At 64.5% G+C, this 15,563-nt stretch carries 11 protein-coding genes; 10 read left to right on the forward strand and 1 reads right to left on the reverse strand.

Annotated features, from left to right (window positions below; all coding sequences use genetic code 11):
- Positions 1-32: 32 nt before the first annotated feature.
- Positions 33-683, reverse strand: a complete 651-nt coding sequence (locus RM532_RS13580; protein WP_311653876.1) for a TetR/AcrR family transcriptional regulator — start codon at positions 681-683, stop codon at positions 33-35.
- 206 nt (positions 684-889) lie between these two features.
- On the opposite strand from RM532_RS13580, the gene RM532_RS13585 reads away from it, so the two are divergent.
- From RM532_RS13585 to RM532_RS13630, 10 genes are all read left to right on the forward strand, one after another.
- Positions 890-2,095, forward strand: coding sequence for an acetyl-CoA C-acetyltransferase (locus tag RM532_RS13585; RefSeq protein WP_311653877.1), 1,206 nt, complete (start codon positions 890-892; stop codon positions 2,093-2,095).
- Between the two features lie 91 nt (positions 2,096-2,186).
- Entirely contained in the window at positions 2,187-4,379 is a 2,193-nt protein-coding gene (locus RM532_RS13590) for a 3-hydroxyacyl-CoA dehydrogenase NAD-binding domain-containing protein (RefSeq protein WP_311653878.1), read from the forward strand.
- 74 nt (positions 4,380-4,453) lie between these two features.
- Complete coding sequence (locus tag RM532_RS13595) at positions 4,454-6,703, forward strand: acyl-CoA dehydrogenase (RefSeq protein ID WP_311653879.1); 2,250 nt, start codon at positions 4,454-4,456, stop codon at positions 6,701-6,703.
- Positions 6,704-6,899: 196 nt separating this feature from the next.
- Positions 6,900-8,678, forward strand: a complete 1,779-nt coding sequence (locus tag RM532_RS13600) for an acyclic terpene utilization AtuA family protein (protein ID WP_311653880.1) — start codon at positions 6,900-6,902, stop codon at positions 8,676-8,678.
- A gap of 17 nt (positions 8,679-8,695) precedes the next feature.
- Positions 8,696-10,345, forward strand: a complete 1,650-nt coding sequence (locus RM532_RS13605; RefSeq protein WP_349255329.1) for an electron transfer flavoprotein-ubiquinone oxidoreductase — start codon at positions 8,696-8,698, stop codon at positions 10,343-10,345.
- 196 nt (positions 10,346-10,541) lie between these two features.
- On the forward strand, positions 10,542-11,288 hold the full coding sequence (locus RM532_RS13610) for an electron transfer flavoprotein subunit beta/FixA family protein (protein ID WP_311653882.1): 747 nt from the start codon (positions 10,542-10,544) through the stop codon (positions 11,286-11,288).
- 148 nt (positions 11,289-11,436) lie between these two features.
- Entirely contained in the window at positions 11,437-12,384 is a 948-nt protein-coding gene (locus tag RM532_RS13615; protein ID WP_311653883.1) for an electron transfer flavoprotein subunit alpha/FixB family protein, read from the forward strand.
- A 124-nt stretch (positions 12,385-12,508) separates the two neighbouring features.
- A complete protein-coding gene (locus tag RM532_RS13620; RefSeq protein ID WP_349255330.1) occupies positions 12,509-13,381 on the forward strand; it encodes an SDR family oxidoreductase in 873 nt (290 codons plus the stop codon).
- A 3-nt stretch (positions 13,382-13,384) separates the two neighbouring features.
- On the forward strand, positions 13,385-13,861 hold the full coding sequence (locus tag RM532_RS13625; protein WP_311653885.1) for a hypothetical protein: 477 nt from the start codon (positions 13,385-13,387) through the stop codon (positions 13,859-13,861).
- Positions 13,862-13,896: 35 nt separating this feature from the next.
- A complete protein-coding gene (locus tag RM532_RS13630; protein ID WP_311653886.1) occupies positions 13,897-15,513 on the forward strand; it encodes an acyl-CoA carboxylase subunit beta in 1,617 nt (538 codons plus the stop codon).
- Positions 15,514-15,563 lie beyond the last annotated feature (50 nt).

Raw genomic sequence — 15,563 nt, forward strand, 5'->3', positions numbered from 1 at the left:
CTGGCAATGACAGCGTTCAGGGCTGGACGCTGTCAGGAAGCCCGAGCCCGCGGTGCTGCCTCCTCGGTAGCCCGTTCCCGGCTCATTGCCACCCAGATCATGTCGAACAGCACCGGGGCCTTCTCGGTCAGCGGTTCACTCTGGCCGCGCACCAGCCACATGGAAATCTTGCGGGTGGCCACGCCCAGGAAGAGGTCGAGCAGGTCCTTCTCGTCCACGTCCTCGCGGAATATGCCCTGCTGGCGGCCCTCGCCGAGCACCTTCATGAAGATGGACATCAGTTCCGGCTGGCGGAAGGTGTCGTCGCGCCGCCAGGTGTTGAGGTACACCGAACTCATGATGATCTGGGCCACCCGGGGATTGTTCTCGAAGTAGTCGAGCATCACCCAGAACACCTTGCGCAGCCGGTCCTTGTAATTCTCGATACCGCTCAGGTGATCGATCATCCGCTTTGCCAGCTCGCTCAGCCAGGAGTCAAGACTGGAAAAAAGTAGGGTTTCCTTGCTGCCATAATATTTGTAAATGGTCTGCAGGCTCACGCGGCCCATGGTGGCCACGTCGATGAGCTTGACGCGGTGGTACTCCTGCTCCGAGAAAAGCGCCAGCACGGCCGCTTCGATACGTTCGCGGGTCTTGATATCCATGTCCGCGATCGACAGGAGGCGCGGGTCTACTTGATCCATTTTCACACCTTTTCAACAACAGATATTACCGGGCGCCATCCCGGGGTGGCCCATGATAACCGCGATGACAGAAGCGTGAAAAGCGGCCGACGATCGGTCGATCAGGCGAGTTGATTTTTGCCGGCTTTTTGATTAGGTTTCTTTCCGGTATCTGGCGCGGCTGCTCTGCCGGCGCACACGTAACACTTATTACAGGAAATCAAGCGATGTCCGAAGCGCTAATTTTCGACGCTGTCCGTACGCCCCGCGGCAAGGGCAAGAAGGACGGCTCCCTGCACGAGGTCAGCCCCGTTCATCTGCTGAAGAATCTGTTCGATGCGGTCCAGACCCGCAACGAACTGGACACCAGTCAGGTGGACGACGTGGTGCTGGGCTGCGTCACTCCGGTGGGCGAGCAGGGCGCGGACATCGCGCGCACGGCGGTGATCTACTCCGGCTGGGACGAGCGCGTGGCGGGTGTCACCCAGAGTCGTTTCTGCGCCTCGGGGCTGGAGTCGGTGAACCTGGCGGCGCAGAAAGTTCGCTCCGGCTGGGAAGACCTGGTGGTCGCCGGCGGGGTGGAGTCGATGTCACGCTGGCCGATGGGTTCTGACGGTGGCGCCATGGCCATGGACCCGCGTGTCAACGATGCCATGGGCTTCGCGCCTCAGGGCATCGGCGCCGACCTGATTGCCTCGATCGAGGGCTTTTCCCGCGACGACGTGGATGCCTTCGCGGTGCGTTCCCACCAGCGGGCTGCTGCCGCGCGTGACGACAACCGTTTCAGCAACTCCCTGGTGCCGGTGCGCGACGTCAACGGGCTGGTCGTGCTTGATCATGATGAAACCATTCGCCCCGACAGCAACGTCGAGGCGCTTGGTGGTCTCAAGCCCTCCTTCGAGCAGATGGGGCAGATGGGTTTTGACGACACCGCGCTGGCCAAGTATCCGACGGTGGAATCGATCAACCACGTCCATCACGCCGGCAATTCCTCCGGCATCGTCGATGGCGCGGCGCTGGTGCTGATCGGCAGTGAGGACAAGGGCAAGGCCCTGGGGCTCAAGCCGCGCGGCCGCATCGTGTCGACCGCGGTCACCGGCACCGACCCCACCATCATGCTGGTCGGCCCGGGCCCGTCTTCGAAGAAGGCGTTGGACAAGGCCGGCATGAAGGCCTCGGACATCGATCTGTTCGAAATCAACGAGGCCTTCGCGGCAGTGGTGCTCCGCGCCGTGCGCGATCTGGATATCGACATCGACAAGGTCAACGTCAACGGCGGCTCCATCGCGATGGGTCATCCGCTGGGCGCCACCGGCGCGATTCTGATGAACACGGTGCTCGACGAGCTCGAACGACAGGACAAGCAGACCGCGCTGATCACCCTCTGCGTGGGCGGCGGCATGGGCATTGCCACCGTCATCGAGCGCGTCTGAAACACTGAAACACAGCCCCGGCAAACGACCGGGCCGGACGGCAGGCGATGATCATCGCTGCCGCCCAGCCATCATCAGGAGACCTGCAGTCATGGCAGCCAACATGAAAGAGCACACGGACCTCGGCGGCGACGCCATCCGCGTTGAACAGGACGACAGGGGCATTCTCACCCTCACGCTGGACATGCCGGGCCGCTCGGCCAATGTCCTGAATGACCAGTTCTCGGTGCCATTCGCGGCACTTATCGAGCGCATCGAAAGTGACGACTCGGTCACCGGCGTGATCATCACCTCCGGCAAGAAGAACTTCATGGTGGGGGCCGACATCGACGGCCTGTTCGCCGTGACCGATCCGGCGGTGGCATTGCAGATGGCCGGCGATTTCAAGGCCATGCTGCGGCGGCTGGAATGCTGCGGCAAGCCGGTGGTGGCGGCGCTCAACGGATCGGCCCTGGGCGGCGGTCTGGAACTGGCCCTGGCCTGTCATCGGCGCATTGCCATCAACGACCCGAAGGCCAAGATGGCCCTCCCCGAAGTCAAGCTGGGCGTGCTGCCCGGTGGTGGCGGCACCCAGCGCCTGCCGCGCCTGATCGGCATCCAGGCCGCGTTGCCGCTGCTGACCGAAGGCAAGGAGCTGGCCCCCGAGAAGGCCGCCAAGCAGGGGTTCATCGATGAACTGGCGGATGACGCCGACGACATGCTGCGTCGGGCCCGCAAGTACATCGAAGGGGTGATCGAATCCGGTCAGCCGGCCACCCAGCCCTGGGACCAGAAGGGCTTCAAGTTTCCCGGCGGCGATTCCAAGCATCCCTCGCAGGGCCACATGTGGCCCATCGCCCCGGCGATGATGAATCAGAAGACGCGGGGCAATTACCCCGCGCCGCGTAACATCATGTCGGCCGTGTACGAAGGCGGGCTGGTGGATTTCGACACCGCCCTCAAGATCGAGGGCCGCTACTTCGCGGAGCTGGTGGTCAGCCAGGAATCCAAGAACATGATCGGTACCCTCTGGTACCAGCTCAACAAGATCAACAAGGGTGAATCGCGGCCGCAGGGCGTCGAACCCGGCCAGGTGAAGAAGCTCGGCGTGCTGGGCGCGGGCATGATGGGCGCGGGCATTGCCTATGTGTCGGCCAAGGCCGGTATCGAGGTGGTGCTCAAGGACGTCGAGCAGGCCGGCGCGGAAAAGGGCAGGGCCTATTCGGAAGGACTGGAAGACAAGGCAATCCAGCGTGGCCGCAGCACGCCGGACAGAAAGAAGGCAATTCTCGATCGGATCAAGCCGACGGCTGATGTCGCTGACCTCGATGGTTGCGACCTCATCATCGAAGCGGTGTTCGAGGACCGGGAGTTGAAGGGCAAGGTGACGGAGGAGACGGAGGCGGTGATGGACCCGAAGGGTGTCTTCGGGTCCAACACTTCCACGCTCCCGATCACCGGCCTGGCCAGCCGCAGCAGCCGGCCCGACCAGTTCATCGGCATCCATTTCTTCTCGCCGGTCGAGAAGATGCCGCTGGTGGAAATCATCGTCGGCGAAAAGACCAGCGACGAGACCCTGGCGCGTGCGTTCGACTACGTCCAGCAGATTCGCAAGACGCCGATCGTGGTCAACGATTCGCGCGGCTTCTATACCTCGCGCTGTTTCGCCACTTACGTGATGGAAGGCATCGCGATGCTGGCCGAGGGGCAGCACCCGCGGGCGATCGAGCAGGCAGGCCTGAAAGCCGGCATGCCGGTGGGTCCGCTGGCGTTGGAGGACGAGGTGTCGCTGTCGCTGTCCTTGCACGTGATGGACCAGACCCGCAAGGACTTCGAGGCCGAGGGCAAGCCCTACGCCCCGCACCCGGCCGAACCCACCGTCCGCAAAATGGTCGAGGAACTGGATCGTCCCGGCAAGAAGGCCGGCAAGGGGTTCTACGATTACCCCGAGGGCGGCAAGAAGCGCCTGTGGCCGGGTCTGGCCGAGCACTTCCCGCTGGCCGACGAGCAGCTCTCGCAGCAGGAAATGGTCGACCGTCTGCTCTATGCGCAGGCCAACGAAACCGCCCGCTGTTTCGAGGAAGGGGTGGTCACCACCGCGGCCGACGCCAACATCGGCAGCATCTTCGGCTGGGGGTTCGCGCCGTTCCACGGCGGCACCCTGCAGTTCACCAACAGCGTGGGTGGCCCGGCCGCCTTCGTGTCCCGTGCCCGGGAACTGGCCGAACGCTACGGTGACCGCTTTGCCCCGGCCGCCATCCTGGGAAAGATGGCCGAATCCGGCGACCGGTTCGACGCGAGCTAATACGGTATTCTGGTCCACAACCGCCATGCGCATTGCGCAAGGCACCCAGCCAGTCGTCAGCGAGGATCTGAACAATGTTTGCCAAGCTGCTGAAAACGATCAAGGATGCCAGGCTTCTCCCGCAGATTTCGGATACCGAGCGGGCAGCCCTGGAGGCGGGCACGGTGTGGGTCGACGGGGAATTCTTCTCCGGTAACCCCGATTTCACCTCGATGCTGGCCGAGGCCTATCCGAAGTTGCCGCCAGAGGAGCAGGCGTTCCTCGACGGTCCAGTGGAAGAGCTCTGGCGCATGGTCGACACCTGGAAGATCCAGGAGACCCGTGAAGTCCCGGCGGACGTCTGGGAATTCATGCGCGACAAGGGCTTCTTCGGCTTGATCATTCCCAAGGAATACGGCGGCTTCGGCATGTCGACGCTGGGCCGTGCCGCGGTGATGATGAAGACCAGCGGCCTGGGCGCGGTGGGCAGCCTGGTGGTGATCCCGAACACCCTGGGCGCCGCGGAACTGTTGATGGAATACGGCACCGAGGCCCAGAAGACCGAGTACCTGCCCAGGCTGGCGAGCGGCGAGTACGTGCCGTGCTTCGGCCTGACCGAGCCCACGGCGGGCTCCGACGCGGCGTCGATCAAGGCCGAGGGCGTGGTGTTCAAGGACGATGACGGCGAAGTCAAGATACGCCTCAACTTCGCCAAGCGCTACATCACCCTGGCCCCGGTGGCCAATCTGGTCAGCGTTGCCGCCGGCATTGCCGACCCGGACAATCTGCTGGGCAAGGGCGAGTATCCCGGCATTTCGGTGGTGCTGGTGCACAAGGGCACCCCCGGGCTGGAACTGGGTGACCACCATCTGCCGATTTCCGCGTTCGACAACGGCCCGATCATCGGCAAGGACGTGGTGGTGTCGGCCGAGAACGTCATCGGCGGGCCCGGCAATGTGGGCGAGGGCTGGCGCATGCTCATGGAGCAGCTCTCCGGTGGCCGCGCCGTATCGCTGCCGGCCGGGGGCATTGCCAGTTGCAAGCTGGCTGCCGCGGCGGCCGGGCCGTACAGCATGGTTCGCCAGCAGTTCAATATTCCGATCGGCTACATGGAAGGCCCGGAAGCCAAGATCGCCAAGATCGCGGCCATGGCCTACGCCATGGAATCCTCGCGTGTATACGTTTGCGCGGGTGTGGACAACGGTCACCAGCCGCCGGTGGCCTCGGCCATTCTCAAGCAGCACACCACCGAGATGGGTCAGCGTCTGGTGATCGACGGCCTCGACGTGATGGCCGGGGCCGGGGTGATGCAGGGGCCGAACAACATTCTCGGCGGCGCCTACATCGGCGCACCGGTGGGCGTGACGGTGGAAGGGGCCAATATCCTGACCCGCACGCTGATCATCTTCGGACAGGGGGCGGTGCGCTGCCATCCCTATGCGCTCAAGACCCTGCGATCGCTGGAAGATGATGACGTGCCGGCGTTCAAGTCGGCGGTGCTCGGCTGGATGGGCAGTTTCGCCATGAACGGCCTGCGCACGCTGGTTCGCGGGCTCACCCGCGGCTGGAGTTTCCGTAGCCCGGTGAAGGGCCCGACCGCCCGCTACTACCGCAAGCTGGGCTGGGCATCGGCCCGCTTTGCCTTCCTTACCGATCTGGCGTTGTTCCTGGTCGGTGCCAAGCTCAAGCAGAAGGGCAAGCTGTCGGGTCGTTTCGCGGATGCGCTTTCCTGGCAGCTGTTTGCGTTCACGACCTTGCGTCGTTTCGAGGCGGAGGGCCGGCAGGCGGAAGACCTGCCGGTGGTGCAGTGGGCGCTGGAATACAGCCTCAAGCAGATCCAAGACGCGTTCGAGGGCATTTACGCCAACTTCGATGCCCCGGTCGTGGGCTGGCTGCTGCGCTATCCCGGCCGTCTGTTGCTGCGGGCCAATACGCTGTCCACCGGCCCGTCCGACAAGCTCGACCGCCCCGTGGCCAATGCCATCCAGGTGCCGGGGGCGCAGTACGACCGCATCGTCGACGGTCTGGCCATGCCCGACGAGAATCAGCCCGGCATGGGCCGGCTGCTCAAGGCCTGGCGTCTGATCAGCGAGGCCCGTCCGGCCCAGGGCAAGATCATGAAGGCGATCAAGCAGGGCGAGATCACCGCCCGGGAACCGGCTGCGGCGCTGGCCGAAGCGCTGGAAAAGGGCGTGGTCACGGCGGCCGAGGCCGACACCATCCGCAGTGCCGAAGCGGCGCGGATGGAGGCGATTCAGGTCGATGTGTTTCCCAAGGATGAGTACTACCGCAATCGTCAGAGCGGCGGCGATGCGGTCACCATGGCCCGGGCCGCCAACGCCTGACGCGGACGCCGGGCAGCCTGTCGCAGGGCCGGTTTCAACCGGCCCTGCGCGGTGCCTGCCAGTACGGTGACCGTTCATGAAGGAAGGGCCGGCACTACTCGATAGAGTGGTACCAACCAGCCATCGTCCGCATTAGGCTGATTGTCATACAATCAGCGCCATAGAAGCCGGCGCAGCCAGCAATCTCGGGAGGAGCATGCCAAAGACCGTGCGCATCGGTGGGGGTGCCGCGATGTGGGGTGATACTCGCACCGGACCGGCCCAGCTGGTGGCCGGCGGACAGCTCGATTACCTGATGATCGAGTATCTGGCCGAGGTCACCATGTCGATTCTCACCGGCCAGCGCATGCGCGATCCCGAGGCCGGCTGGGGTCGCGATCTGGTACCGGTGCTGGCACCGCTGCTGCCCGAGATCAAGCGTCAGGGCATTCGAGTCATCACCAACGCCGGCGGTGTGAATCCCGCCGGGGCCCGGGACGCGCTTCACGCGGCTGCCCGCGAGGCCGGGGTGGAGTTGCGCATCGCCGTGGTGACCGGGGATGATCTCAGCGGCTGGGCAACCGGGGAGGCGGTCGGCCGGCTGCAGCCGATGGACCCGGATCAACCCCGCCCGGATCGATTCCTGAGCATGAACGCCTATCTCGGGGCGTTGCCGATTGCCGCGGCCCTGGATGACGGGGCGGATGTGGTGATTACCGGGCGGTGTGTCGACAGCGCGCTCGCCCTGGGCCCGCTGATGCATGAATTCGGCTGGTCGCCCGAGGCCCATGATGAACTCTCCGCGGGCAGTCTGGTGGGTCACCTGCTGGAATGCGGGGTGCAGAGTACCGGCGGCCTCTACACCGACTGGGAGTCCGTACCGGGTTACGACAACATGGGTTTTCCCATCGCCGAATGTCATGCGGACGGCAGTTTCGAGCTGACGAAGCCACCCGGTACCGGCGGGCTGGTCAGCGTGGGAACCGCCGCCGAGCAGTTGTTGTACGAGATCGGCGATCCCAAGGCCTATCTGCTACCGGACGTGACCTGTGACTGGACCCGGGTAACAATCGAGTCGACGGGCACGGATCGTGTCCGCATTTCCGGCGCCCGCGGCCTGCCACCGACCGGCAGTTACAAGGTGTCGGCCACCTATGCCGATGGCTACCGGCTGACTGCCACCTTCGTGATCGGCGGCATCGACGCGGTGGCCAAGGCCGAGCGGGTGGGGCAGGCGCTGATCGCCAAGAACCGCCGCCTGCTGCGGGAGGCCGGGTTCGACGATTTCATCCGTACCAGCGTTCAGGTGATCGGCGGTGAATCCATGTACGGGCCGCATGGTCGCGCACGGGCGGCCCGTGAGGTCCTGGTGTGGCTGGCGCTGACGCATGAATCCGATCAGGCATTGAAGCTGTTCGGGACCGAAATCGCCCAGGCCGCCGTGTCCATGTCGCCCGGCATCACCGGTTACGCCGGCGGGCGCCCGCGACCGAGCCCGGTGATTCGTCTGTATTCCGCGCTGGCGGACAAGCAGGCCCTGCCGGTGAGCATCGATGTCGACGGCAGTGCCCGCGAGATCACCATTCCCGCCGGTACCGGCCAGCCCCCGGCGCTGGCTTCCGATCCGCCGGGCGACATCGCCAGTGCTGGCGACGATGCCGTCAGCGTCCCCCTGATTCGACTGGCCATTGCCCGCAGCGGTGACAAGGGCGACAACGCGAATATCGGTATCATGTCGCGCAAGCGTGACTATCTGCCCTACATTCGTGCGGCGCTGACCGAGGCCGCCGTGGCCGACTATTTCCGGCATTACCTCGATGGCGAGGTATTCCGGTTCGAATTACCGGGCATCGGCGGGCTGAACTTCCTGCTGACCCGGGTGCTCGGCGGCGGCGGCATCGCCAGCCTGCGGGTCGACCCGCAGGGCAAGTGCTACGGGCAGATGTTACTGGATCATCCGATCCCGGTCCCCCGGGCATTGGCGGAGCGTTTATGAGTGACCAGAACGAGGAAATCGAGCGCGATGTCATGGAATACGACATCGTCATCGTGGGCGCCGGCCCGGCCGGCCTGTCGGCGGCGATACGCGCCAAGCAGATGTCGGCGGAAGCCGGCCGCGAGATCGACGTGTGCGTGGTGGAGAAGGGCTCCGAGGTCGGCGCCCACATCATGTCCGGCGCGGTGTTCGAGCCGCGGGCGCTGAATGAACTGATCCCGGACTGGCAGGACAAGGGCGCGCCGCTGAATAGCCCGGTCACCCGCGACGACGTCTACTTCTTTACCAGCGAGTCGAAAGCCGTGAAGACGCCGGGCCCCTTCGTGCCGCGGCCGATGCACAACCACGGCAACTACATCATCAGCCTGGGCAAGCTAACCCGCTGGCTGGGTGAACAGGCCGAAGAACTGGGGGTGGAAATCTACCCCGGTTTCGCCGCCGCTGACGCCATCATCGAGGATGGCGTGATCAAGGGCATTCTCACCGGCGATATGGGCGTCGACCGTCAGGGTCAGCCCAAGGATGGCATGCACACCCCCGGCATCGAACTGCGCGCCCGCTATACGCTGTTCGGTGAAGGCTGCCGCGGCCACATCGGCAAGCGCCTGATTCGCGAGTACGGGCTGGATGAAGAAGCCGACCCCCAGCACTACGCCATCGGCCTGAAGGAACTCTGGGAAATCGATCCGGCGAAATTCGAGTCCGGCCTGGTGGTTCACGGCGCCGGCTGGCCGCTGGACAATGCCAACCCCGGCGGTTCGTTTCTCTACCACTTCGATGACAACCTGGTCGCCGTGGGCCTGATCGTGGATCTGTCCTACGAAAACCCCTGGCTGAGCCCGTTTCACGAATTCCAGCGTTTCAAGCATCACCCGAAGATCGCGCAGTATCTGGAGGGTGGAAAACGGCTTTCCTACGGGGCGCGTGCCATCTGCAAGGGCGGCCTGAATTCCCTGCCGAAGATGGTCATGCCCGGCGGGGCGTTGATTGGCTGCAATGCGGGCACGCTGAACTTTGCCAAGATCAAGGGCAATCACACCGCGATGAAGTCCGGCATGCTGGCGGCCGAGGCGGCATTCGAGGCAGTGGCTGCGGACCGCGCCCACGATGCGCTGGACGGCTACACCACGGCGTTCGAAAATAGCTGGCTGCACGAGGAACTGCATGCCAGCCGCAACTTCGGACCCGCCATCCACAAGTACGGCGCGCTGCGGGGCGGGGCGATCAACTACATCGAGCAGAACTGGTTCCGGGGCAAGGCACCGTGGCATCTGCACGACCGCACCCCGGATCACGCCACCCTCAAGCCGGCCGATCAGGCGGAGAAGATCGAGTATCCGAAGCATGACAACCGCTTGAGCTTCGACAAGCTGTCCTCGGTGCATATTTCCAGCACCAATCACGAGGAAGATCAGCCGGTGCACCTGCAGCTCAAGGACCCGTCCATCCCCATCGAGCAGAACCTGCCGAAATATGCCGAGCCGGCCCAGCGCTACTGCCCGGCCGGGGTGTACGAGGTGGTGGATGGCGACGACGGCCAACCGCAGTTCCAGATCAACGCCCAGAACTGCGTGCACTGCAAGACCTGCGACATCAAGGACCCGGCCCAGAACATCGTCTGGGTGGCCCCCGAGGGCGGCGGCGGGCCCAACTATTCGAATATGTGAACGGCGAAAGAAAGAGAATCCGCAGATTACGCAGATTTCGCAGATGAAAAAGGGAAGACAGTTGTCTGGCTGTCGGTAGCCTGACTCAAGTTGCCCGGATGAGGCCGTAGGTCACCGGACCCGACTCGACCAAATCTGCGTCATCTGCGTAATCTGCGGATAAACATCTTAGATCAACGACAAGAGACGGAATGGCATGAAAGTACTGGTAGCGGTGAAGCGTGCGATTGACTACAACGTGCGCATCCAGATCAAGTCGGACGGTTCCGGCGTGGTCACCGACGGGGTCAAGCACAGCATGAACCCCTTCGACGAGATTGCCGTCGAGCAGGCGATCCGCTGGAAGGAAGCTGGCGTGGCCGACGAAGTGGTGGCCGTGACTATCGGCCCCAAGGCCAGTCAGGAAACCCTGCGCACGGCGCTGGCGTTTGGCTGCGACCGCGCTATTCACGTCGCCAGCGACGAGGAAATCCAGCCGCTGACCGCCGCCCGGGTATTCAAGGCGCTGGCCGAGAAGGAAGAGCCCGGCGTCTTCCTGATGGGCAAGCAGGCCATTGACGACGACAACAACCAGACCGGGCAGATGACCGCCGCGCTACTGGAGTGGCCGCAGGCCACGTTCGCCTCGGAAATCGACATGGGCGACGGCAACGCCAGGGTGACCCGCGAAATCGATGCCGGCCTGGAAGTCATCGACGTCGACCTGCCGGCCGTGATCACCGCCGACCTGCGCCTCAACGAGCCGCGCTACCTCAAGCTGCCGGACATCATGAAGGCCAAGAAGAAGCCCCTGGATGAAACCGATCTCGGTCAACTCGGGGTTGAAGCCGCCGCCGCGATCACCGTCACCAAGACCGCGCCGCCACCCGAGCGCGAGCCCGGCGTGATGGTCGAGTCGGTCGACGACCTGGTCGGCAAGCTCAAGGACAAGGGATTGCTTTGATCCCAGGACAGCAACCGCAGATTTCGCAGATTCCACAGATTGAAGGAAGGCGAAGAGGGTGGCTTGCAGGAATCTGCGCCCATCTGCGTAATCTGCGGTTAACCGCTTTCAAGGCGAAACGCCGAACTTTCCCGGAGATTTCATCCCCATGAGCAAGATTCTGATTGTGGCCGATCATCTCGACGGCCAGCTCAACAGCTCCACCGCCCGGACCGTGGCCTGTGCCGCGGAGATCGGCGGTGATATCGACATTCTGGTGCTGGCTGACAGCGCCGGCCCCATCGCCGAGGCGGCGGCCGGTCTGGATGGCGTCAGCCGAGTGCTCACCGTCGAGCGGGCCGAGAACGCCCACCCGCTGGCGGCGATCTATGCGCCGCAGATCGCCGCCGCGGCCGAACAGGGCGACTACAGCCACGTGCTGGGCCCCAACACCACCTTCGGCAAGGACCTCATGCCCCGCGTGGCGGCCAAGCTGGGCGTGGCCATGGTGACCGACATTGCGGCCGTTCACGGCCCGCACGAATTCGAACGGCCGATCTACGCCGGCAACGCGGTGAACACTGTCACCGCCCCGGATGGCCAGACGCTGGTGGGTTCGGTGCGCTGTGCCTCCTATGGCGCGGTGGGTGCGGGTGGCAGTGCCGCGGTGGAAGCCCTGAGTCTCGACGCCGAGCTCCCCGGGCACACCCGCTTTGTTGAACTCCAGGCCAGCAGCTCCGACCGGCCCGATCTGCAGACCGCCGGCAAGGTGGTCTCCGGTGGCCGTGGCGTGGGCAGCGAGGAGAACTTCAAGGTCATTTACGACTTCGCCGACAAGATCGGCGCCGCGGTGGGCGCGTCACGCGCGGCGGTGGACGCCGGTTACGTGCCCAACGACATGCAGGTGGGTCAGACCGGCAAGATCATCAGCCCCGAGCTTTACATGTGCTTCGGTATTTCCGGCGCCATCCAGCATCTGGCGGGCATCAAGGATGCCGGCACCATCGTCGCCATCAACAAGGACGAGGAAGCCCCGATCTTCGAGGTGGCGGATTTCGGCCTGGTGGGCGACCTGTTCAAGGTGCTGCCGGAGCTGGAACAGGCGGTTGCTAAGTAAAACGCTAAACGCAAAGGACGCGAAAGACGCAAAGGGATGAAGAGGGTCAGACCGGACCTGACGGAAACCTTGTTCACTTTGCGTCTTTTGCGTCCTTTGCGGTTCATTAAACGGTAGATACGTGTTGCTCTACGATTCCATTTTCAAGCCTGATCTGTTCGCCGGCCAGCGGATTCTGGTCACCGGCGGGGGTAGTGGTATCGGCCGCTGCGTCGCCCACGAGCTGACCAGTCTCGGTGCGAGCGTGGCGCTGGTCGGCAGGCGCGCCGAAAAGCTCGCCGAAGTGGCGGCCGAGATCGCCGAGGACGGCGGCCGGGCCACCTGCCACACCCTGGATATCCGGCAGGAGGACGACGTCAAGCGGGTGGTGGGCGAGATACTTGCCGAGCACGGCCGGCTGGACGGCCTGATCAACAACGCCGGTGGCCAGTTTCCGTCACCACTGGCCGGGATCAACCAGAAAGGGTTCGAGACGGTGGTGCGTACCAATCTCACCGGGGGCTTCCTGGTCGCCCGGGAGGTGTTCAATCAGCACATGAACCGGAACGGCGGCGCCATCGTGAACATCATCGCCGACATGTGGGGCGGCATGCCCGGCATGGGACATTCGGGCGCCGCCCGGGCCGGCATGCTGAACCTCACCGAGACCTGTGCGGTGGAGTGGGGCGGTGCCGGCGTGCGGGTGAATGCGGTGGCCCCGGGCTGGGTGGCTTCCAGCGGGCTGGATACCTACGAGGATCCGGCCATCAAGGCCATGATCCCGAAGCTCAAGGAAAGTGTGCCGCTCCAGCGCCTGGCCACGGAATCCGAAATCAGCTCGGCGATCTGCTTTCTGCTGAGTCCCGGCGCCGCGTTCATTTCCGGTGCCTGCATCCGGGTTGACGGGGGCGCCCCCTGCAACAGCCGGACCTATCCGTTGACCGACAACGGCCGATCCCGCCCCTACCAGGGCTTTCACCGCTATCAGGCGCCGGCCGCGCTGGTCGGCGGGGAGTAAGCCATGCGCCGAGTTCTGATTCTGCTGCTGATGCTGACGGCGACGACCGCGGGCGCCGACTGGCGCAAGACCGCGGATACCGACGAGAAAGTCGAGACGCTGGTCGACATCCTGCCCGGCACGTCGCACTGGATGCTCGACGTGGCCGAGCGCTACCGCAATCTCTACTGGGCGGCGAAGTTGGAGCAGTGGCAGTTCGCCGCCTATCAGGCGGACAAGCTGCACGGCCTGCTGGACGAGACCGTGCCCCTGGCCCGTGACAAGCGGGCGGAGACAGCGGCGCGGTTCGTCGACCGCGTGTATCCCGAACTGACCGAGGCGGTGGAAAGCCGCGACTGGGATCGCTTCGAAGCCGCCTTCGAGAGCATGCGCGGGGAATGTATTGCCTGTCATGCCGCCAACGACTACGGCTTCATCATTCCCGCGAAGGTGCCGCGTCGCGGTGAAAGCCCGGCCCTGCATTTCGACGACACGCCCTGACCCGGGCACGACTGTGATCCACCCGCGAGATTCCCATGCCGTTGATTGAATCGACCGTTGACCGTAACGGCGAGACGTTTGTCCGCAATCGCGAGGAAATGCTGGCCTGCATCCAGCGTTTCCGCGACGTGGAGGACAAGGTCCGGGCCAGCGAGGAAGCCCGGCGCGGCCGTTACGACGAGCGCGGCCAGATCCTGCCGCGTGAACGGGTGAGCCTGCTGCTGGATCGCGGCTCCCCGTTTCTGGAAATTTCCACCCTCTGCGGCTACGGCCATCACGACGATACCGACGGTTCCCTGGCTGGCGGCAATACCATCATCGGTATCGGCTACGTTACCGGCGTGCGCTGCCTGATCGTGGCCTCCAACAGCGCGATCAAGGGCGGCACCATGACCCCCTGGGGCGTGCAGAAGACGCTGCGCTGCCAGGAAATCGCCATGGAGAACAAGCTGCCGGTGGTATCGCTGATCGAATCCGGCGGGGCGAATCTTCTCTATCAGGCGGAGCTATTCATTCCGGGCGGCAAGACGTTCGCCAACCAGGCGCGTCTGTCCGCCATGGGCATCCCGCAGGTCACCGTGGTGCACGGCTCCAGCACCGCGGGCGGCGCCTACATGCCGGGGCTGTCCGATCACGTCGTGATGGTACGGGGCAATTCCAAGGTATTCCTGGCCGGCCCGCCGCTGCTCAAGTCCGCCACCGGCGAGGTCGCCACCGACGAGGAGCTGGGCGGCGCCGACATGCATGGCACCCAGGCTGGCACCACCGAGTATCTGGCCGAAAACGACGTCGACGGCATCCGCCTGGCGCGGGAGATCGTGGCCGGGCTGGGCTGGAACGAGCGGCAGACGCCGACGCGGACGTCGGCCTTCACGCCGCCCCGGCACGACATCGACGAACTCTGCGGCATCGTGCCCGCGGATTACCGCAAGCCGTTCGACTGTCGGGAGGTCATTGCCCGGGTGGTCGACGGCTCGGAATTCATGGAGTTCAAGGCCGACCTGGATCAACAGACGATCTGTGGCCGCGGCCGCATTGAGGGCCACACCGTGGGGTTCATCGGCAACAACGGGCCGATCACCACCAAGGGGGCCAACAAGGCTGGCCAGTTCATCCAGCTGTGCTGTCAGTCGAACACCCCGATCGTCTACCTGATGAACACCACCGGTTACATGGTAGGCACGGAGTCCGAGCAGAACGGCATGGTCAAGCACGGGTCCAAGATGATCCAGGCAGTGGCCAACGCCAGCGTGCCGCAGATCACCATCGTCATGGGCGGTTCGTTCGGCGCCGGCAATTACGGCATGTGCGGTCGCGGATTCGGCCCGCGCTTCATCTTCGCCTGGCCGAACTCGCGCACCAGCGTGATGGGTGGGGAACAGGCTGCGGGTGTGATGGCCATCATCACCGAGGAAAAGATGGTCAAGGCCGGCCAGCCGGTGGATCAGGACAAGCTGACCGCGATGAAACAGAAGATCATCGACCAGTTCGACGCCGAGTCCGACGCCCTGGCCGCTACCGCCCGGCTGTTCGATGACGGCCTGATCGATCCTCGCGACACCCGCCGGGTGCTGGCCTTCACGTTGTCCATCTGCCGCGATGCCGAGATACGCGACCTGCATCCCAACAGTTTCGGCGTGGCGCGGTTCTAACCAAGGCTGGAACCGCAAAGGGCGCAAAGATCCGCAAAGTCAGAGCGATC

It is taken from the genome of Spectribacter hydrogenoxidans (assembly GCF_031846275.1).
Taxonomy (GTDB): domain Bacteria; phylum Pseudomonadota; class Gammaproteobacteria; order Nevskiales; family Salinisphaeraceae; genus Spectribacter; species Spectribacter hydrogenoxidans.

Coding starts and splice junctions, on each gene's coding strand:
- RM532_RS13580 (WP_311653876.1), bottom strand. CDS start 683: ATGGATCAAGTAGACCCGCGCCTCCTGTCGATCGCGGACATGGATATC.
- RM532_RS13585 (WP_311653877.1), top strand. CDS start 890: ATGTCCGAAGCGCTAATTTTCGACGCTGTCCGTACGCCCCGCGGCAAG.
- RM532_RS13590 (WP_311653878.1), top strand. CDS start 2,187: ATGGCAGCCAACATGAAAGAGCACACGGACCTCGGCGGCGACGCCATC.
- RM532_RS13595 (WP_311653879.1), top strand. CDS start 4,454: ATGTTTGCCAAGCTGCTGAAAACGATCAAGGATGCCAGGCTTCTCCCG.
- RM532_RS13600 (WP_311653880.1), top strand. CDS start 6,900: ATGCCAAAGACCGTGCGCATCGGTGGGGGTGCCGCGATGTGGGGTGAT.
- RM532_RS13610 (WP_311653882.1), top strand. CDS start 10,542: ATGAAAGTACTGGTAGCGGTGAAGCGTGCGATTGACTACAACGTGCGC.
- RM532_RS13615 (WP_311653883.1), top strand. CDS start 11,437: ATGAGCAAGATTCTGATTGTGGCCGATCATCTCGACGGCCAGCTCAAC.
- RM532_RS13625 (WP_311653885.1), top strand. CDS start 13,385: ATGCGCCGAGTTCTGATTCTGCTGCTGATGCTGACGGCGACGACCGCG.
- RM532_RS13630 (WP_311653886.1), top strand. CDS start 13,897: ATGCCGTTGATTGAATCGACCGTTGACCGTAACGGCGAGACGTTTGTC.